The organism is Dysgonomonas sp. UBA7710, assembly GCF_002482385.1.
Taxonomy (GTDB): Bacteria; Bacteroidota; Bacteroidia; order Bacteroidales; family Dysgonomonadaceae; genus Dysgonomonas.
On sequence record NZ_DLFW01000044.1, the window covers coordinates 1 to 20,489 of the forward strand.

A 20,489-nucleotide genomic window follows, 5' to 3' on the forward strand; every position below is an offset into this window, starting at 1 on the left:
TAATAGCAGTGAGGGACTTTTTTGTATGGATATCATTTCATATATCAATATACAAATAACTAATAAGAAGGATTGGGCCTTCTTAGAGTTGTATGTTTACTTATAAAGAAGAATAGCCGAATTAATTGGAGAGCGTGTCTTCTATTCTTTGTATTACTATTTTCGGATCAATATCCAGACAATCATATACTTTAGGATTAGTGCAAGGTTTATTTCCAAATATGGAACAAGGCTGGCAGCTTAGATCTTTAATTAAAGCATCTTTTCGTCCCAGGTTAGCTGGATAATAGCCATTTTGCGGTGCGGTGGCTCCCCAAATACTGATTACCGGTACATCTAATAATGCTGCTAAATGCAAATTCGCAGAATCCATTGTAAGAGCGATGTCACATTTAGACATCACGGTTGTTTCTTCATCGAAAGAAATACGATCAATAAGTGAGATTACTGAAGGATATTTTTTGATCCAGATATCTACCTGCCTTTTCTCCCTGATTCCTCCACCAAATATTAATACTTGATATTTGTTTTTTTTGCTAAGGTGTGATATTATACTTTCCATCTTATTCAATGGATATATTTTCGTGTTTTCTTTAGAGAAAGGTGATATTGCAATTAATTTTTTCTTAGAGTTAATATTCAGCTTGTTAAATAATTTATCCGAATTTCTATTCTTTATTATCCCCGGATTGAATGCCGGCTGAAGCCCATTGTAGCCTAAACAGGCAAGTGCCTCTTTGTGTAAATCAATCATGGTCAGACCATCATTACATTTATTGGGTATTCTTTCTTCGGAAAAAAATCTGTTTTCATCAGTTAGGGCTATTTGTATATTAAGATTATTCTGAAGAATACTTTTGTGTAATTTCTGCTCAATGATATCATATTGTAGAAAAGCTATTTTGTCAAATGAGCTGGCAAAAGACCTCATTTTTGCCGAAAAAAGACGTTTCTTCATTGAGAAGATCAGACCCCTGAAAACCCCTTTCGATTTCTTGGATATCATAGGTTTAAATACAACATTCGGAGGCATTACCTCCAGAAAGGTATTGAACCGCTCATTTGTAAGTATTGTAAAGGTGTCATCTTTATATTTTGTCGCCAGAGATACAATTAAGGGTAAAACTATTAAAGCGTCGCCTATCCTGTGATATCTGATAATTAAAGTATTTGCCATTATTTGTATGTGTTTTCTAAAATGCATGTAAATATAATAATATTAGGCTGAGCTTTGTCTTGTTCTAGGCGAAACTTGCCCGATATTTGATAATATCTAATGTAAATTATATAGATAAAGATGGTACTATCCAATAATAAAAAAAGATATTTATCTTTGTGTTTCTTTAAATAAAAAGATATGCCAAAGATTTCGATAATAACACCTACTTACAATTCGGAAAATACAATTCATGGAACAATTGATGCCTTACTCAGGCAAACGTTTTCTGATTTTGAATACATAATCATAGATGGAGTCTCCAAAGATAATACAGTGGAGAAAATAAAAAGTTATATACCAGCATTTGAGCAGAAAGGAGTAAGTGTACGAATATTGAGCGAGCCGGATAAAGGTGTTTACGATGCAATGAATAAGGGGATTACTTTAGTGCAGGGAGAGCTTGTAGGGATTACAAATTCTGATGACTGGTATGAAGATAACGCATTGGAAGTAATGTGGGATAGATTTACTGATGGAGAAGTAAATAGGTCTAACTGTATGATATATGGTATTGAACGGGTTTGGAAAGATGATAAGATATTTAATGTGCAACGGCGTGGTGCTGCTTTCATCTCTGAGAGCGTATTACCGCATTCAACTTTCTTCGTATCAAAGGCTGTCTATGATAAATTCGGGGCTTTCGACTTATCTGTAAAAGTATTAGCTGACTATGATTTTATTTGCAGATGCGTGACTCAGGGTGTAGATTTGGAAGAAGTGGATGTTGTAATATCTAATTTCAGATTAGGTGGTATATCCTCTTCATTCTTTGATTTCTACTCCGATTATTATAGGATAAAGCATAAATATGGATTTATTGATAATAAGAAGTATAAAGAATTGAAGTTTGTTCTAAAAGTGAAAAAGCTTATTAATAAGATATCAAAGAGATGGTAATTATAATTTAGTATACACTCAGATATAACAAATGAGGGTATTATATCAATTACAATACCCTCATTTTTATAATATAAGTTGAGACTTACTTCAATTCCTGATCTATCCAGTTGATTCTCTTGGTAAGCCAATCTTTCAAGTAATTGACTTCTCCCTGATAACTTCCTGTTACAATAGGATTTGGCCATACAGCTTCGTTTAATATCGGCCATCGCTTAAAGTTTTTATACTGAGATACTTCCATCCTATCTGCTAATTCGTCGATAAATGGATATAGGTTACTGAGCTTATCGCTTCGCAATTCGATCCAGCGATCTGCAACCATTTTAGCAAATTCCGGATGCTTAAAGAATTCTTGATACCAGGCAGCTTTAATTCGTGCATACCAACCGGTTGTAATTTCACAGTCTTCATAATTTACATTCCCGAAAGCGATATCGTAGTCCCATACAGGGCCAAAGTATAATTTATCATTATCCCTGTCTTTGTAGACAAAAGTACTTAGACGAAGATTTCCATCAACATTCTTTGATAATTCACTTAATAACAGATAATCAATGAAGGATTTCATATCCAGGTATTTGGGTAATTCTGATATAGTATTGATGTCATTTTTTCCATAAATGATATTTTCTATTTTCTGAATATAATCACGGATATACTCTTTTTGATTGTCTGGGATATCTTCAGGCCTGTTTACACAAAACACCATCTTAGCCTCTTCGGTTTCGAACCATACAGGTTCTCCCTTCCGTTCGTCTATCTCCAGAAGGTATCCGCCTGAGATATTTGTGTCCGATGGCCCCATTTCAGCTATATTTACTCTGTCCTTGTCTATTCTTATATGTTCTCCGATCATATAATTACCGATGAAGTCACCGTTGAGAACGACATCTACATATTCCATACGTGGAGTATAGGCAAATCCCATACGCCGGCTAATTTCAAAAGCGAGTTCATTTCTCATTAAGGTTTTGTCTGAATAATTCGCTAGCAAAACCCAATGTTTGTTTTTAGGCATACCAAGTATTTCACTGGATTTGTCTAATTTTAGACGATATGGTTTCTTGTCCATCCCCCATGTGCTGTTTCCACGACCTCTTATCTCAGTTTTTACTTCGAGCAGTGTTTCTATAGTTTCACCTTTTTCGTCCCTGGATTGAAGCGTAATAGTGGCATTTATATAATCCTCTTTTGATGTAATCGGGTTTCCATTCTCGGTATTAATCGTCAAGAGAGGATAATGGTATCCTTCCGGATCAGGGATTACCGGAGGCGCAGCCTCTTGAGTAATTTTTACTGTCTCAGATCTCTCTGCGGTTTTTATTGATAATGATATCAGGCGTACAGTCTCATCTGTATTTTCAGATGCATTTACTGTAATGTTCATGTTTCCTTTCCCACTTAAAGGGCTGATGGTTATCCAGTCATTTTCTTCTGCAATTATTTTCCATTCGGTATTGGATTTTATTGAAAAAGTTTGTGCTCCTCCTTGTCTGCTGAAGGGCAATTCATTTTTAGACAGACTCAAATACTTAATATCTTCTTTTTCATCGTTTTTGTCGGAACAACTAATTATTGAAAGCAAAAATAAGGAGATCGTAAAGTATAAAATTTTGTTTTTCATGAAGCTGGATATATAAGGTGCATTTATCTTTTACAAAGAAAGTAAGAAAATCGAATAATCAAATATATCCTCATATTTAATTGATATTTTATCCTATATTTTGAATAATAAAAGGGTGTCTTATTTACTTGTTTTTCCCGATAAAAATTCGTATATTTGTTAGATTTTTGAACGCAAAACAACAGGTGGGTATCCATCTAAAAAAATAGCAAGATATAGATATGACAGAGAAACAAAAAATGGCAGGCGAGTCTTACTCGGCGCAGAATATTCAGGTGCTTGAGGGTCTGGAGGCTGTAAGAAAAAGACCTGCGATGTACATCGGGGATATCAGCGAAAAAGGTTTGCATCATCTGGTGTACGAAGTTGTTGACAACTCTATTGACGAAGCCTTAGCCGGTTATTGTGACGATATTAAAGTTACTATTCACGAGGATAATTCTATTTCAGTAAAGGATAATGGGCGAGGTATCCCTGTGGATATCATGGAAAAAGAGAAGAAGTCGGCTCTGGAAGTTGTGCTAACCGTATTGCATGCCGGAGGTAAATTTGATAAAGGAACATACAAAGTTTCGGGTGGCCTTCATGGTGTGGGGGTGTCATGTGTGAATGCTCTTTCTACACACCTGCGTGCCGAAATTCATAAGCAGGGTAATATATATGTGCAGGAGTATTCTTGTGGCAAACCATTAACTGCTGTTGAAAGAATCGGTGAGACAAAGGATAATGGTACAACCATCACTTTCAAACCGGACGATACGATATTCACAGTTACCGAATATAAATATGATACATTAGCGTCACGTCTTCGCGAACTCGCTTTCCTGAATGCGGGAGTTCGTCTTTCGTTGACAGATTTGCGCCAGAAGAAAGAAGACGGGACTTTCCGCACCGATGTATTCTATTCCGAAAGAGGACTGGAGGAATTTGTACGCTATATCGACGCTTCAAAAGAGGCCCTTATCGATGATGTTATACACATTGTGACAGAGAAGCAAGGCGTTCCTGTAGAAGTAGCGATGACTTATAATACTTCCTACAATGAAAATGTCTATTCCTATGTGAATAATATCCATACTATCGAAGGCGGTACTCACCTTACAGGTTTCCGTCGTGCATTGTCGCGTACTCTGAAGAAGTATGCCGATGATATGAAGATGCTGGAAAAAGTCAAAATAGAAATCAGTGGAGACGACTTCCGTGAAGGTCTTACAGCTGTAGTTTCTATCAAAGTAGCAGAGCCGCAATTTGAAGGACAGACCAAAACAAAACTCGGAAACAATGAAGTTATCGGAGCTGTAGATCAGGCTGTAGGTGAAGCTTTAGGGCATTTCCTTGAAGAACATCCGAAAGAAGCTAAGATTATAGTTGAAAAAGTTATACTTGCCGCTACGGCTCGTGCTGCTGCACGTAAAGCCCGTGAAATGGTACAACGTAAATCTCCGCTTACAGGTGGAGGTCTTCCCGGTAAACTGGCTGACTGTTCCAGTAAAGATGCTTCCAGTTGCGAGATATTCCTTGTCGAAGGGGACTCTGCGGGGGGAACTGCAAAGCAGGGTCGTGACCGTGCATTTCAGGCCATTCTGCCTCTACGGGGTAAGATATTGAACGTTGAGAAAGCGATGCCTCATAAAGTTCTGGAGAGTGACGAGATCAAGAATATATATACAGCGCTTGGTGTTTCTATTGGTACCGAAGAAGATTCGAAGGAATTGAATCTGGAAAAGCTGCGTTACCATAAAGTGGTGATAATGACCGATGCGGATGTGGACGGTAGCCATATTGCTACATTGATCCTTACATTCTTCTTCCGTCATATGAAAACTTTACTGGAGAAAGGGTATGTGTATATCGCTACTCCGCCGCTTTACTTATGTAAGAAAGGAAAAGTGGAAGAATACTGCTGGGATGACAGGCAGCGCCGTACCTTTATCGATAAATATGGCGATGGTGATGAAAACTCGATCCATACACAGCGTTACAAAGGTCTTGGAGAGATGAATGCTATCCAGCTTTGGGATACGACAATGAATCCGGACCATCGCACTTTACGTCAGGTGACAATTGAGAATGCTGCCGAAGCCGATCATATTTTCTCCATGCTGATGGGGGAAGATGTTGCCCCTCGCCGTGAGTTTATAGAAGAAAATGCCACTTATGCCAAGATTGATGCCTAAGGGATTTTGACGATAAGAATGAGCCGCAGAAATGCGGCTTTTTTTGTAATAGCCTTTATCAGATAATATTAAAATGACTTTAAGGATATCATATCATTTCTTATCTTTGCATCTGTATATTTTAACTGTAAATAAAATGACCTTTAAGAATATTATCGCTGTGTGCCTTATGCTGTCGCTGATAGCCTGTGCATGTAATAATAAGACTTCTACATCAAAACCAGTGGAAGCATACCAGAAAGTTTCGCCCGATTTCAATGCTGATAGTGCATATCAGTTTGTAGATAAGCAAGTCGCTTTCGGCCCTCGTGTACCTAATACCCCTCAGCATGTTGCCTGCGGCGATTATCTTGTAGGCGAACTGAAGCGTTTCGGGGCGGATGTGCAGGAGCAAAAGATGGTGCTGACTGCATATGATGGAACAAAGCTGAATTCCCGTAATATAATAGGCTCCTACGGACTGGATAAAAAGACCAGGGTATTGCTCTTTGCTCATTGGGATACACGTCCTTATTCAGATCACGACCCTAATCCGGACAATTACCACAAACCGGTATTAGGAGCCAACGATGCCGCCAGTGGAGTAGGAGTGTTGCTTGAAATAGCCCGTATAATCCAGTCTCAATCTCCGGAAGTAGGAGTGGATATCATTTTCTTCGATGCGGAAGATTATGGGATACCTGATTTTGCAGAGAAATCTGTTATCGAAGGGAATACATGGTGCTTAGGCTCTCAATACTGGTCTAAAAATCCACATGTGCCTAACTATAAGGCTAAGTATGGTATCTTACTCGATATGGTAGGAGCTGACGAGGCTACTTTCTACAAAGAAGAATATTCGCGCATTTATGCAAAGAACATTGTAGAGAAAGTGTGGAGTACTGCTAGCCAAATGAACTACGGACCATTTTTCAAAGGAGAGGAAATCGGTATGATTACTGATGACCATGTACCTGTGAATGAGGTACGCCGAATTCCAAGTGTAGATATTATCGATTACAGACCAAATACAGAACATGGGTTCTTCCATTCGTGGCATACCCAGAAAGACGATATGAGCAATATCAGCAAAAAAACACTCGGGGTTGTCGGACAGACAGTTCTGGAGGTTATCTATAAGGAGAAATAAGAATGACTACAATAAACGAGATACAAGACGAAATAATAGAAGAGTTTTCCATGTTCGACGATTGGATGGATCGTTATGCGCTGCTCATAGAACTGGGTAACTCCCTTGATAAGCTGGATGATAAATCGAAAACCGAAGACAATCTTATAGTAGGCTGCCAGAGCCGTGTATGGCTGCAAGCCGATTATGTCGATGGCAGGGTTGTATTCAAGGCAGAGAGCGATGCTGTTATCGTGAAAGGGATAATTGCTTTGCTAATTAAGGTTTTATCAAACAGGACTCCCGATGAGATCATCAATGCAGACCTTTACTTTATAGAAAAGATCGGTTTGAAAGAAAATCTGAGCCCCACCCGTTCCAATGGATTGGTTTCAATGATAAAACAAATCCGTTTCTATGCCATGGCGTACAAGGCAAAAGAAATGGGATAATGTTTCCTGTCAAAATGCCCGGTATACCACGGTCCGGCCTTTTGTCTCTATTGTAAACTCATTGCCTGTACACTCATTCAGCGTTGCCTGCCACCAATTTGTAAATATGTGATTATTTACCGCATATGCAAGATTGTGTGTGGTAAGAGGTATTTTGTCAATAGAGAAAAGTGATACCTGTTGCTTTTTTTTGCTTTCAAATACAGAGTCAGAGTCAATAGCGACAAATATCCCGTAATCTGTAATCATTTCCACATCGGCATCTTTCATATATTCACATAGCAGGCTGATATTTGCTATTGTATGGTCATCCCTTTTGCCTGTGGCTCCCAAAATAGTTATATTTCGCTTCCCCTGTTTTATACAGAATTGTACCGCTTTTGTCAGATCGTTTGTTTCCTGTTCGGCAATGCGGTGTATGATATCTGCAAATTTTGATAAGCTATCCTCCGATAGCGAATCGCAGTCGCCAACAATAGCATCCGGTATTAAATTAGTCTTTTCCAGATTATTAATAGCGCCGTCGCAGCAAACAAGATATTTGCTATTATTCAATATTGCCAAAGCAATAGGATGTGTAGGGAATTCTCCATTCGCTAATATTACTGTTTCCGTTTCCCTGTATGGATAGGGTAAGTTGTATCTTTTCATTCTTAGTGTTCTATAGCCTATAGAACAGCAAAGTTAGCGATTAGTTCGGTTTTTTAATCCATCTGTTTCCTCATTTTGTTCGAATGAGCCGACAGGTGTAGCCGTATTGGAATTACCGGACAGGTCAAACTCTTTCACTTCTTCTTGCCCTGTGCTGTCGAAGTTAAACATCTTGTATTGCTGTCCGTTTTTATCGACTCTTACACCCCATGTCTCGCTTTCAGGAGTGTGCCAGAATGTGCATTTCCATATATTGCCATCGGTTTTGTTGTAAACGCCCTCAAATTCGAGATATTCTAATACATCGTTATATCCGAAAGCATTCCGCCCACTTTCGTGGTCTATGATTGAACAGTCGCCACGGGCATCACATTCAATCCATTTACCGACTTTTACCTGCAAAGGCAATAATACCCCCTTTTGCTTTAGATTTCCATTGGGATAAAATTCTTTATAAATGGTATGGATGGCAGGGTATGCAGGCCTTTCGAATATTTCGATATTGGAATTGCGCCTGTAAGCTTTTGCCTGTACCTGTGTCCCGTCAGGTTTAGTTTCCGTATAATCCAATATAGAGCCTTTAAATTTGGAACTGTACTGACTGATACTTAGTTTTTCGCTACTAATTGCCACCTTAATATTCGGGTAAATTTCGGTGTAAGTGGATTGAGCCGTTGTTGTGATGAAAGCCATTAATACGAGAATTGCGAAAATAGCCGGCTTTAATACAGTTGTTTTCATAATTCAATATGTTTGTGTTTGTAGTTTTGTTAATATGTCAAATATACGAAAAAATGATTTTAACGATTAAAAGCGAGAGTAAATAGATATTTATTATTTACATATTTTAACTATGTATAGTTAAAAAGTAACAAAAGTAACACATTTTACAGTGAACAGTTAGCAGTCATCAGTTAACAACTTGTATCTCGTGTCTTGTATACTCGTAACGTCCCCAAAAGGTAACAAAGGTAACAGATATATCAGTTAACAGTAAACAGTCATCAGTGAACAATATTCTCTCGCAAAGACGCAAAAAGGTAACAAAGGTTACACCTTTTACAATTAACAACTTGTATCTCGTATCTTGTCTACTCGTACCTCTTTACTTATTACTTAAAACTATTACTTACTAAAAAGTAACAAAAGTAACAGCTTTTTTCATTTTTACAGATGTCTCTTTTTCCAGAATTTCAAAGATCTCGTATTCGTTTTATTATATAGATAAAGTTCTTGTGAGAATAGACATATTAATTTTCAAACATTTAGGAAAGAAATTTCAGAAGAAAATAAGGGTTAATATGACTGGTATATAATTTATGAACCGTATCTCTCCACTATTCAATAAAAATAGCGACCTTTGCAAGCGAAAAAATATAGATTAATAATTACATGATAGAAATACATAAAGTACCATCTCCATGTTTTGTCATGGAAGAAGAATTGCTCAGGAAGAACCTTTTGCTTATCAAATCGGTAAAAGAACGGGCGGGAGTAAATATAATACTGGCATTCAAAGCATTTGCCATGTGGAAATCTTTTCCCATCATCCGCGAATATGTTCCTTATTCAACGGCCAGTTCGGTATTTGAAGCACAATTGGCATATGAGGAAATGGGTAGCCTTGCCCATACATTCTCTCCGGCTTATACTCCGGATAACTTTCCTCTATTCATGCGATATAGTAGCCACATTACGTTCAATTCTTTATCTCAGTACGAACGTTTCTATCCGGAAACACTGAAGCATAGAAAGAAAGTTTCGTGTGGTATCCGCATCAACCCCGAATATTCGGTAGTAGAAACGGATCTGTATAATCCCGCAACTCCGGGTTCCCGTCTGGGTGTTCCCGCCAGCCATTTTGGAGATGAGTTGCCCGAAGGGGTGGAGGGCTTGCATTTTCATACGTTGTGTGAATCGTCTTCCTACGATTTGGAAAAAACGCTGGAACAGGTAGAGAAGAAATTCGGACACTTTCTCCCAAAAATAAAATGGCTCAATATGGGCGGAGGTCATCTGATGACCCGTGAAGACTACAATGTGGAACACCTTATAAATTTGTTACTGTCTTTTAAAGCAAAATATCCGAACCTTGAAATTACGATGGAGCCCGGAAGCGCTTTTGCATGGCAGACAGGAATATTAGTCTCCACAGTGGTGGATATTGTTGATAATGGCGGAATTAAAACAGCCATACTCGATGTGTCTTTTGCTTGTCATATGCCCGACTGTCTCGAAATGCCATATAAACCTTATATCAGGGGGGCGTATCATGAGCCGGTGGAGGGACTGCCTACTTACCGAATGGGGGGGAGCAGCTGTCTTAGCGGTGACTTTGTAGGGGAGTGGTCATTTGACGAACCGCTTTTGGTTGGCGACAGGATTATTTTTGAGGATATGATACATTATACCATTGTGAAAACAACTATGTTTAACGGTATCTCGCATCCTGCTATCGCGCTTTGGAACAAATATAACCAACTGGAAATCTATCGTGAGTTCGATTATGAGGATTATAAGAATAGAATGAGTTGATTTGGTAAAATGTTAAAAATGAGGTTGTAGGCAATAAGACTTTTATACAGGCGTTTCATTAATATAACTCTAAAAAAACGGAAATCGCCTATGAAGAAAATCTTTACACCTGAGCAATGTCAACATTTTGAAAAAAATGAAGAGAAGGTTGTCGCACCTTCTGAGAAAACACTGGACTTTCTTAAACAATTTGCACGGGTGCATTATGTAGACAAATCCTTACCGGATACTATAAATGGACTTTGTGTTAATTGAAAAACAGATAAATGAAATAAAGTACAGGCTATTAACAGCTTGTGCTTTTTTGTTGAAAAAGTATGATGTTAGGCTGAATCTCAAATTCGGCCTTTTCTATACCGTCCCGTCCCTTTTTTTACTATATTTACACTCATAATTCTAATTTATAATTTGTAGACATGTCTCACAAAATAGCACCCTCTCTTCTTTCCGCTAATTTCCTGAATCTTCAGGCAGATGTGGAGATGATAAACAATAGTGAAGCCGATTGGTTTCATTGCGATGTAATGGATGGTAGTTTTGTCCCTAATATCTCGTTCGGTTTCCCGGTAATAAAGCAAATCAGTACGATTGCAAAGAAGCCGCTGGATGTTCACCTGATGATTGTCAATCCCGATAAATACATATCGCAGGTAAAGGATGCCGGGGCATATATGATGAATGTGCATTACGAGGCTTGTACCCATCTGCATCGCACGGTTGCAGCTATACATGAAGCAGGAATGAAAGCGGGAGTGACATTGAATCCGCACACGCCTGTTTCTCTGCTCGAGGATATATTGCAGGATGTGGATATGGTACTCCTTATGACTGTGAATCCGGGATTCGGCGGACAAAAATTTATTGAGCATTCCCTCACTAAAGTTTCCCGTTTGAAAGAAATGATATTAAAAAGGAATTTGCAGACTTTGATCGAGGTCGATGGTGGGGTAAACTTGCAGACAGGAAAGCAACTTGTCGATGCCGGAGCCGATGTGCTCGTGGCAGGTAACGCGGTATTCGCAGATGCCAATCCTGCGGAAATGATACATAAACTGAAAAGTATTAAATAATAACTAAATAGGTCTGAGGCCTTCTTTCGACTGGCGGGAATGAAGAATCCGTTTTCCAGAATACCATTCCTGTTTTTTCTTATTCCGCTAATAGCTGGGATTTTATTACAGTATTATTTAAAGATAGAATATTCAGGCATAGCTTTCTCCTTGACAGGGCTGATGGCTATGCTTTTTTCATACCTTATACCGGAAGACAGGCAATTTCGCTGGCGTTGGCTGTTTGGTGCGGGAGTTTGCTTATTTCTGATAAGCGTTGGTATCGTATCCACAACCTTACGTCAGCAAAAATCAGGATTCGAATATCCGGATAAAGTACAGGTATATACAGGTATTGTTGCCGATACGCCGCAGGAGAAAGGAAAAACGACAGCGTACAGGGTGTACCTGCCCGGCGAAGATAAACTGATAGTTTGTTATTTTCAAAGAGATACATTGAATAACAGCAGGCTGCAGCCCGGAGATGCCTTTTCTTTTCAGGGAAAAATACAACCATTTCAGAACATTGGAGATTTCGATTACAGGTACTATATGTACAATCAGGGCTTTGTTGGCTCTGCTTATATCTCTCGGCATTTGTGGCAAACAACAGGAGAAGTGTCTTTATCTCTGAAATATACGGCATTGCGCTGCCGTCAGCATATCATGGACTTTTATAAGTCGTTAGGATTTAATGATACCGAATATGGTATTTTGTCGGCTTTGACCCTTGGTTATCAGGATGGCCTGACAGATGATGTAAAGCAGGGATTCAGGACTACGGGTACGGTACATGTGCTTTCCGTCAGTGGACTGCATGTCGGCATTATCTACCTGATGATAAATTTTCTACTCGGGTTTATTCGCAAAGGTACAAGATATTATTGGCTGAAACCCTTATTGATAATTGTTCTGCTATGGGTATATGCTTTTATTACCGGTTTGCCGCTTTCGGTGATAAGGGCAAGTGCGATGCTCACGGTATTCTGTGCTTCGGAGATTTTCGGACGGAAAAGCTTTTCCCTGCATGCTTTATATATAGCCGGGTTCTTTATCCTGTTGATAAATCCTTTCTCATTATTTGACATAGGTTTCCAGTTGAGCTTTATGTCTGTTCTCTCCATATTATATTTATTACCTAAAGTTTCAGGGTTATTGAAGGTGGAGAATAAATATTTGCGAAATATATGGCAGATGTTCGTATTGTCTGTTGTGGCGCAGCTGGCGACATTCCCTCTTTGTTTATATTACTTTGGCACATTTCCTACTTATTTTTTTGTTACTAATTTACTGATTATACCGTTGGTAACATCGATAACCTATGCCGTGGGAGGTATTGGTCTGGCTAAATTGCTGAGTCTGATAATGCCGGATTTAAGCGCTGCTTTTTACTGCTTGCCTGTAAAAATATTACAGGGTTTAGTCGGGTTGATGACAAGTATTATCAGTTTCTTTGAGAATTTACCATTCGCTTTGGTCAACGATGCGAAAATATCATTTCCGGATATGATTTTAATATATACGTTGATAATAGGTGTTCTTGTGTTTTTTATTTACAAAAAGCCTAAAGGATTGATTCTCGGATTGCTCTCCATACTCTTGTTTTTTATAGTTCGGATATACCATAATGTTAGTATATAGGTACTTCATTTTCAAGGGATATACAATCCAAATTATCTAAAGAATGTCAAAAACAGAACTTTCTTTATAACGATATGGTTCAAAAAGGTGTGTTTAGTTTGTTTTTTTAGTATTTTTGTGCCTGCATAACGCAGGGTTAGAGGAAAAAGTATAAGTGAATGATTTCAAAGATAATAGCAAGTCAGAAAATAACAGAGGTAGAAGAGTTACTCAATAAATATGATAAAATAGTGATTGTGACGCATGTGTCACCCGATGGTGATGCTATTGGATCATCTTTGGGATTATATCATTATCTGAACGATTTAGGTAACAATGTAAATGTAATTGTCCCTAATTCTTTCCCTGATTTTCTGAAATGGATACCTGGTGCAAAGGATATTCTCGAATATGAGAGATATCCTGAATTTGCCCAAAAACTGATTGCTGAGGCCGAATTGATATTCTGTCTCGATTTTAATGTGCCGAAACGGTCTTATCATTTAGGGCCTTTCATTGAAGCGGCAAAAGGGAAGAAGGTATTGATAGACCATCATCCCGAACCTGCTGATTTTTGTGATGTGATGATTTCATATCCCGAAATATCATCGACCAGTGAACTTATTTTCCGCCTTATTTGTCGGATGGGTGATTTTGAGGTGATGAGCCATGAAAGCGCTACTGCGATCTATACTGGAATGATGACTGATACGGGGGCATTTACCTATAATTCCAATAGTGCCGAGATCTATTATATTATCGGCGAATTATTGAAAAAAGGGATAAATAAAGATCAGATATATTCGAACGTTTATCATAACTATTCGGAAGACCGTTACCGGATGCTGGGTTTTACCCTTTCTGAAAAGATGAAGATATATCCTGAATACAACACCGCATTGATATGGCTCACAAACGAAGAACAGAAAAGATATAAAGTAAGGAAAGGTGATACGGAGGGTTTCGCCAATCTGCCTTTAAATATTAAAGGAATTATTTTCTCTGTTTTTATCCGTGAGGACAATGAAATGATAAAAATTTCGTTTCGTTCTCAGAAGGACTTTCCCAGCAATAAGTTTGCGGCTCAATGTTACAATGGCGGAGGACACCTTAATGCTTCAGGAGGAGAGTTTTACGGGACAATGGATGAGGCAATAGCCATATTTGAAAAAGCATTGCCGGAATATGCTGATTTACTAAATAAGAAATAAGTAATTACTAAATACGAATAAGAATACATGAGAAAGATTATTGGCGCAATATTTACTTTTATGAGCTTAGCGATTCTTTTTTCTGCTTGTGGCGGAGAAACATATGCTGATAAACTGAAAAAAGAAAAGAAAGGTATCGAACGCTTTATAAATGATAATAAGATTACGACGAGAGGAACATATCCTGCCGATCATAAATTTGCTGATAACGAGTATTATCTGGATGGGAGCACCGGCGTTTATTTCCGGGTTATCGATCCGGGTAATGACGATAAGCCGGTAAAAGGAAAAACAGATGTGTATCTCAGGTATGAGAATATCCTTAATTTGCTGAATGAAAATGATACTATAGCAGTAAATAATTTTCAGGGCACATATATGACTTTCCGTTATGGGAATTCGTCCACTTATATGGGGAGTAGTACATCCACTACTTATCAGCTCCAGATGTATTATTTCTTGTCTCAGGCATGTGTATTGCCGTTGGAGCAGGGCTTAGGGAATGGGGCTGAAGTTAGTCTGATTGTCCCGTTTGCAAATGGTTCTACTTATCAGCAGGCAAATTACATCCCTCTGTTTTATGGTCGTTTGATATACCAGTTTACATTGGATGAAACTAAAGAATAAATAAGAAAATGGCCTTAATTAAATCTATATCAGGAATACGTGGGACTATCGGCGGAAGAGTCGGGGATGGTCTCAATCCGCTAGATACGGTGAAATTCGTATCAGCATACGCATCTTTTATAAGGGAGAATGTAAAAAATGGCTCTAATGCTATTGTGATTGGTCGCGATGCCCGTATTTCGGGTAAGATGATGGAACAGATAGTTGTAGGTACGCTTATGGGGATGGGATTTGATGTGATAAATATCGGTTTGGCGACAACTCCTACTACCGAACTGGCCGTAGCTATGGAACATGCCTGCGGCGGAATCATCCTTACAGCAAGCCATAATCCAAAGCAATGGAATGCACTGAAACTACTCAACGAAAATGGAGAGTTTCTCAATGCAAAGGAAGGTGAAGAGGTTCTTCGCATAGCCGAAAGCGAAGATTTCCATTATGCGCATATCGACCATATTGGCGGTATAAAAGAAAAAGATTATACGGATAAACATATACAGGCTGTTCTTGATCTTGCTTTGGTCGATGTGCAAGCCATTCAAGCAGCAGATTTTGAAGTTTCCGTCGACTGTGTCAACTCTGTTGGTGGAATCGTTATTCCCAAGCTGTTAAAGGCATTGGGTGTAAATAAAATTAATGAATTGTACTGTACTCCTAATGGTGAATTTCCGCACAATCCGGAACCACTTCCAGAGCACTTGAAAGATATATCGATAATGATGAAAACCACATCGTCTGATGTCGGTTTTGTTGTCGATCCCGATGTTGACCGTCTGGCAATTATTTGCGAGAATGGTGAAATGTTCGGTGAAGAATATACGCTGGTTGCAGTAGCCGACTATGTATTGAAGCATACTCCGGGTAATACCGTATCCAATCTTAGTTCGAGCAGGGCATTGCGTGATGTGACCCGTAAATACGGTTGTGAATATAACCCTGCTGCTGTAGGTGAAGTAAACGTGACTACCAAGATGAAAGCTACCGATGCCGTAATAGGCGGAGAAGGAAATGGAGGGGTTATCTATCCGGCAAGCCATTACGGACGCGATTCGCTGGTGGGTATTGCTTTATTCCTTTCGCATCTGGCACACGAAAAAAAGAAAGTAAGTGAGATACGGGCATCTTATCCGCAGTACTATATAGCAAAACAGAAGGTAGAACTAACGCCCGGACTTGACGTGGACGGTATCCTAAAAGCCGTTAAAGAAAAATTCAGCGAATATGATGTAACAGATATAGATGGTGTAAAAATAGATTTTCCCGATAAATGGGTACACCTTCGCAAGTCGAATACCGAGCCTATTATCCGTGTATATTCCGAAGCGCATACGATGAAAGAGGCCGAAGAAATAGGCGGCGAGATAATGAATGTAATCAGGCAGTTGGCAAAATAAATAAGGCTGATGCATAAAAAATATAGGATAACAATCTTTTTCTTTATAGATTTGTTATCCTTTTTTTATGTAAAGTCGCAGATTGATTTATTAGTTTTGTATATGCAGTAACAATAGCTGGTTACGATTAAATAATGTTGCATAAAATACTATCTTTTGCTTATTCAGTAAATATAATATGGCTAAAATAGAAACATTTAAAGGTTTTACTCCGGAGACGTTCAGGTTCTTTAACGACCTGAAAGAGAATAATTATAAAGAATGGTTCAACGAACATAAGCATATCTACGAGAAGGAGGTCTTGAACCCATTAAAAGCATTGGTTACCACATTATCGCCTGTTATGCATAATATAGACCCGTCATTCGAACTGCGGCCGCATCGCTGCCTGTCGAGAATATACCGGGATGTCCGCTTTTCGAAAAACAAAGATCCGTATAAAGATTTTATGTGGATGGCATTCCAGATTCCGGTGACAAATGATGTCTGGAAAGATTATCCAGGCTACTATCTGGAAATATCAGGAGAGGGATATACTCTCGGATTAGGTCTTTTCCAACCGAAGAAGAAAGTAATGGATGCATTCAGGGAAGAAATAACCTATGATGCAGAAGAATTCCGGCGAGTGACACAAAAGTCAGTATTAGACAGGGGGTATGTTATAAATGGAGAGGAGTATAAACGTCCTATACCTAATGATTTACCTGAATATTTTCAGCCATGGATACATCGCAAAGGCATATGGGTGAGCAAGCACAGACCGGTAGGGGAAGAGTTGTTCTCAGCCGGTTTTGCTAACCTGATGAAAGACGACTTTGTAGCTATGGAATGGCTCTATAACTTTATGAAGGAAGTAACGGTGGACTAATCCGTAAATGTCTTTAACTTACAACTCATAACTCTTAATTCATAATTAAAAATACATTTCAATGAAAAAAATCAGAGCAGCAATTGTCGGATACGGAAATATCGGGCAATATGTATTGGATGCGATACTATCATCACCGGATTTCGAAGTGGCGGGTATTGTACGCCGTGACCCCAACAATGTTCCGGACGAACTGAAAAAATATCCTGTAGTAAAGACAGTAAAAGAACTGAAAGACGTAGAGGTGGCAATTCTTTGTACACCTACACGCAGTGTCGAAGAATATGCAAAAGAGTGTCTTGCTGCCGGAATCAATACCGTAGACAGCTATGATATACACGGAGGGATTGTCGCTTTACGCAGGTCGCTGGATGCAGTAGCCAAGGCTAACAACGCAGTGTCTGTCATTTCTGCGGGATGGGACCCGGGTACGGATTCTATGGTTCGCTCCATGTTTGAATTTATGGCGCCTAAAGGTATCACATATACTAATTTCGGTCCGGGTATGAGTATGGGGCATACGGTTGCCGTAAAAGCCATAAAAGGAGTGAAAGCAGCATTATCCATGACTATTCCTGTGGGTACGGGAATTCATCGCCGTATGGTCTATATCGAAGTGGAAGACGGACATAATTTTGCTGATGTAGCGGCAGCGATCAAAGCTGACGACTATTTCGCACATGACGAAACGCATGTAATGCAGGTAGAATGTGTAGATAACCTCAAAGATATGGGACATGGTGTAAACATGGTGCGTAAAGGTGTTTCAGGAGATACGCAGAATCAGCTTCTGGACTTCAACATGAAGATAAATAATCCTGCTCTTACTGCTCAGGTACTTGTGGCGTCGGCACGTGCTACTTTGAAACAAAAGCCGGGTGCTTATACAATGATCGAGGTACCGGTGATAGATTATATATATGGCGACAAAGAAGCCTTGATAAAGAAATTGGTGTAAAAAATTAATGAAGAATTAAGAATAGGGTATTGCATGTTACAACACTCTCTATTCTTCGTTCTTCATTCTTCATTCAAAAACATGATTTGTTTCCCCAACGCGAAAATAAACTTAGGGCTGAATATTGTTTCCAAACGGACAGATGGATATCATAATTTGGAAACCATTTTTTACCCCATTGGCATAAAAGATGCTCTGGAGATAATAATCCGTGAAGATCAGTTTTGCGACACCTTCGTCGAAGCTGGAATAAAAGTGGACTCTACTACTGAAGATAATCTGGTAATGAAGGCCTTGAGGCTGATGCGCACTAAATATAAGTTTCCTCCGGTTGAGGTACATCTTTTAAAAAAGATTCCTTTCGGAGCAGGACTTGGAGGAGGGTCGGCGGACGCATCTTTCATGTTGAAACTTATAAACAGCACTTTTGGTCTGAATATTTCCAACGAGGAACTGGCAGCATTAGCTGTACAACTGGGAGCCGACTGTCCTTTTTTTATTTACAACCGGCCCGTATTTGCTAGTGGGATAGGAGAGGTATTTGATGAAATAGATTTATCCCTCAAAGGATATTTTCTGGTATTGATTAAGCCGGATATCCATGTGCCTACTAAAGATGCTTTTGCCGAAATAAAACCGAAACAGCCTCATATATCATTGAAAGAAATCATAAAACAGCCTGTTTCCGGCTGGAAAGGGTTGATGGAGAATGATTTTGAAAAAAGTGTATTTGTCAAATATCCTGTAATTGGAGGTTTGAAAGAGGATTTATATAAGAAAGGGGCATTGTATGCATCCATGACAGGTTCGGGCTCTTCTGTTTTTGGAATTTTTAAGGAAGAGCAATCTGATATTCAAAACTCTTATCAGGACTGCATTGTATGGCAGGGACCCGCATAATAGGGCTATATATGTAATTTCATTTCTGAAAATAAAATCGTACCTTTGATAGTTATTATCTATTCAAAAAGAATAGAGGCCTGACTGTATTTAATGAAATATTGTTTAGCTCTTACTGATTGAATATTTTATACATAAAATATTAACAAAAAGGTCTGCGACCTTAGTTTTCTCCGATGAAAAAATATATAATATATTCCCTTTCCGTCCTCATTTTGTGCTTTCTGGCATTTTTTTTACTTTCCAATAATAGCGGGGACGATGTACAATCCAAAGTACCCTATGTGCTGTCGATGACTAAGTCGGTAGAGGTTCCCCATAAGGTAGAATTTGCCGGCGAAGAGCTCATTTTGGACAGATATGATTTACATGAGCGTTACGATCGTGAGATAAACGGGTTTACTTATCTACATTCTACAACTTTACTCCTGATAAAGAAAGCCAACCGTTATTTCCCTATTATAGAACCTATACTGAAAGAAAATAATGTTCCCGAAGATTTTAAATATCTCGCAGTAATAGAGAGTAGCCTCGATCATCGTGCGGTATCATCCGCCGGAGCGGCCGGGTTGTGGCAGTTTATGCCTAAGACTGCACCTAGCTACGGATTAGAAGTATCATCGGAGGTAGATGAACGGTATTCGATAGAAAAATCGACAGAGGCTGCTTGCCGTTATCTGAAAGAGGCTTATGCCAAGTATGGAAGTTGGGCGAGCGTCGCTTTATCCTACAATGCAGGACAAGGGCGGATAAGTACCGAACTGGATAAGCAACAGGCCGAAGATAGCCTTGATCTTTGGCTGGTAAACGAAACTACCCGGTATTATTACCGTATGCTGGCTATTAAGCAAATATTCGAAGACCCGGCTAAATACGGGTTTGTCCTTACAGAAAACGATTTATACAAACCTATTGAGTTTACAAAAGTAGAGGTGGCACAGTCTATCCCCGATTTGGCAAGCTTTGCCAAAGAGAAAGGACTTACCTATGCTCAGTTGAAAGATTTCAATTCATGGCTCAGAGATAGAAAACTAACTATTACTACCAAAAGCCGTAGTTCATATACAATTCTTTTACCTACGCAGGAATCGCTCTATTATAAAAAGGGAGAGAAAATAAAAGTACACGACAAAGCCTGGATTTACAAGGATAGATAAGTGTTTAGAAAGGAACGTTTTAAGTAGCGAAGGCAGAAT

General features: G+C 38.9%; 18 protein-coding genes. 14 read left to right on the plus strand and 4 right to left on the minus strand.

Features of this window, described 5'->3' with window-relative positions:
- Positions 1-121: 121 nt before the first annotated feature.
- Complete coding sequence (locus tag B3317_RS13990; RefSeq protein ID WP_291112658.1) at positions 122-1,177, minus strand: glycosyltransferase family 9 protein; 1,056 nt, start codon at positions 1,175-1,177, stop codon at positions 122-124.
- Positions 1,178-1,357: 180 nt separating this feature from the next.
- Here B3317_RS13990 and B3317_RS13995 point away from each other — a divergent pair, with 180 nt between their 5' ends.
- Complete coding sequence (locus tag B3317_RS13995) at positions 1,358-2,116, plus strand: glycosyltransferase family 2 protein (RefSeq protein WP_291112660.1); 759 nt, start codon at positions 1,358-1,360, stop codon at positions 2,114-2,116.
- A gap of 85 nt (positions 2,117-2,201) precedes the next feature.
- Here the strand turns inward: B3317_RS13995 and B3317_RS14000 are convergent, their stop codons facing one another.
- On the minus strand, positions 2,202-3,743 hold the full coding sequence (locus B3317_RS14000) for a CotH kinase family protein (protein WP_291112662.1): 1,542 nt from the start codon (positions 3,741-3,743) through the stop codon (positions 2,202-2,204).
- Positions 3,744-3,964: 221 nt separating this feature from the next.
- Here B3317_RS14000 and gyrB point away from each other — a divergent pair, with 221 nt between their 5' ends.
- The 3 genes from gyrB (at position 3,965) to B3317_RS14015 (ending at position 7,480) form a co-directional block, all read left to right on the plus strand.
- Entirely contained in the window at positions 3,965-5,920 is a 1,956-nt protein-coding gene (gene gyrB / locus B3317_RS14005; protein WP_291112664.1) for a DNA topoisomerase (ATP-hydrolyzing) subunit B, read from the plus strand.
- A 136-nt stretch (positions 5,921-6,056) separates the two neighbouring features.
- The gene (locus B3317_RS14010) at positions 6,057-7,049 is read left to right on the plus strand and encodes a M28 family peptidase (RefSeq protein ID WP_291112666.1); all 993 of its coding nucleotides are present in this window, start codon (positions 6,057-6,059) and stop codon (positions 7,047-7,049) included.
- A gap of 2 nt (positions 7,050-7,051) precedes the next feature.
- On the plus strand, positions 7,052-7,480 hold the full coding sequence (locus B3317_RS14015) for a SufE family protein (RefSeq protein ID WP_291112668.1): 429 nt from the start codon (positions 7,052-7,054) through the stop codon (positions 7,478-7,480).
- 9 nt (positions 7,481-7,489) lie between these two features.
- On the opposite strand, the gene B3317_RS14020 is transcribed toward B3317_RS14015, so the two are convergent.
- Both B3317_RS14020 and B3317_RS14025 read right to left on the minus strand, forming a co-directional pair.
- Positions 7,490-8,131 carry a thiamine diphosphokinase gene (locus B3317_RS14020; RefSeq protein ID WP_291112670.1) on the minus strand — a complete coding sequence of 214 codons (642 nt, stop codon included), beginning with the start codon at positions 8,129-8,131 and terminating at the stop codon, positions 7,490-7,492.
- A gap of 33 nt (positions 8,132-8,164) precedes the next feature.
- On the minus strand, positions 8,165-8,872 hold the full coding sequence (locus tag B3317_RS14025; protein ID WP_291112672.1) for a hypothetical protein: 708 nt from the start codon (positions 8,870-8,872) through the stop codon (positions 8,165-8,167).
- 651 nt (positions 8,873-9,523) lie between these two features.
- On the opposite strand from B3317_RS14025, the gene nspC reads away from it, so the two are divergent.
- The 10 genes from nspC (at position 9,524) to B3317_RS14075 (ending at position 20,450) form a co-directional block, all read left to right on the plus strand.
- Entirely contained in the window at positions 9,524-10,666 is a 1,143-nt protein-coding gene (gene nspC / locus B3317_RS14030) for a carboxynorspermidine decarboxylase (RefSeq protein WP_291112674.1), read from the plus strand.
- Positions 10,667-11,082: 416 nt separating this feature from the next.
- Positions 11,083-11,736, plus strand: coding sequence for a ribulose-phosphate 3-epimerase (gene rpe / locus B3317_RS14035; RefSeq protein WP_291112676.1), 654 nt, complete (start codon positions 11,083-11,085; stop codon positions 11,734-11,736).
- Positions 11,737-11,775: 39 nt separating this feature from the next.
- On the plus strand, positions 11,776-13,356 hold the full coding sequence (locus tag B3317_RS14040; protein WP_291112678.1) for a ComEC/Rec2 family competence protein: 1,581 nt from the start codon (positions 11,776-11,778) through the stop codon (positions 13,354-13,356).
- A gap of 158 nt (positions 13,357-13,514) precedes the next feature.
- Entirely contained in the window at positions 13,515-14,546 is a 1,032-nt protein-coding gene (locus B3317_RS14045; RefSeq protein ID WP_291112681.1) for a DHH family phosphoesterase, read from the plus strand.
- 27 nt (positions 14,547-14,573) lie between these two features.
- A complete protein-coding gene (locus B3317_RS14050) occupies positions 14,574-15,173 on the plus strand; it encodes a DUF4827 family protein (RefSeq protein ID WP_291112683.1) in 600 nt (199 codons plus the stop codon).
- An 8-nt stretch (positions 15,174-15,181) separates the two neighbouring features.
- Positions 15,182-16,567, plus strand: a complete 1,386-nt coding sequence (glmM, locus tag B3317_RS14055; protein ID WP_291112685.1) for a phosphoglucosamine mutase — start codon at positions 15,182-15,184, stop codon at positions 16,565-16,567.
- A 178-nt stretch (positions 16,568-16,745) separates the two neighbouring features.
- Positions 16,746-17,435, plus strand: coding sequence for a DUF2461 domain-containing protein (locus B3317_RS14060; RefSeq protein ID WP_291112687.1), 690 nt, complete (start codon positions 16,746-16,748; stop codon positions 17,433-17,435).
- Positions 17,436-17,496: 61 nt separating this feature from the next.
- Positions 17,497-18,393, plus strand: coding sequence for a diaminopimelate dehydrogenase (locus B3317_RS14065; protein ID WP_291112689.1), 897 nt, complete (start codon positions 17,497-17,499; stop codon positions 18,391-18,393).
- Positions 18,394-18,474: 81 nt separating this feature from the next.
- The gene (gene ispE / locus B3317_RS14070; RefSeq protein WP_291112691.1) at positions 18,475-19,293 is read left to right on the plus strand and encodes a 4-(cytidine 5'-diphospho)-2-C-methyl-D-erythritol kinase; all 819 of its coding nucleotides are present in this window, start codon (positions 18,475-18,477) and stop codon (positions 19,291-19,293) included.
- Between the two features lie 176 nt (positions 19,294-19,469).
- The gene (locus tag B3317_RS14075) at positions 19,470-20,450 is read left to right on the plus strand and encodes a lytic transglycosylase domain-containing protein (protein ID WP_291112693.1); all 981 of its coding nucleotides are present in this window, start codon (positions 19,470-19,472) and stop codon (positions 20,448-20,450) included.
- Positions 20,451-20,489 lie beyond the last annotated feature (39 nt).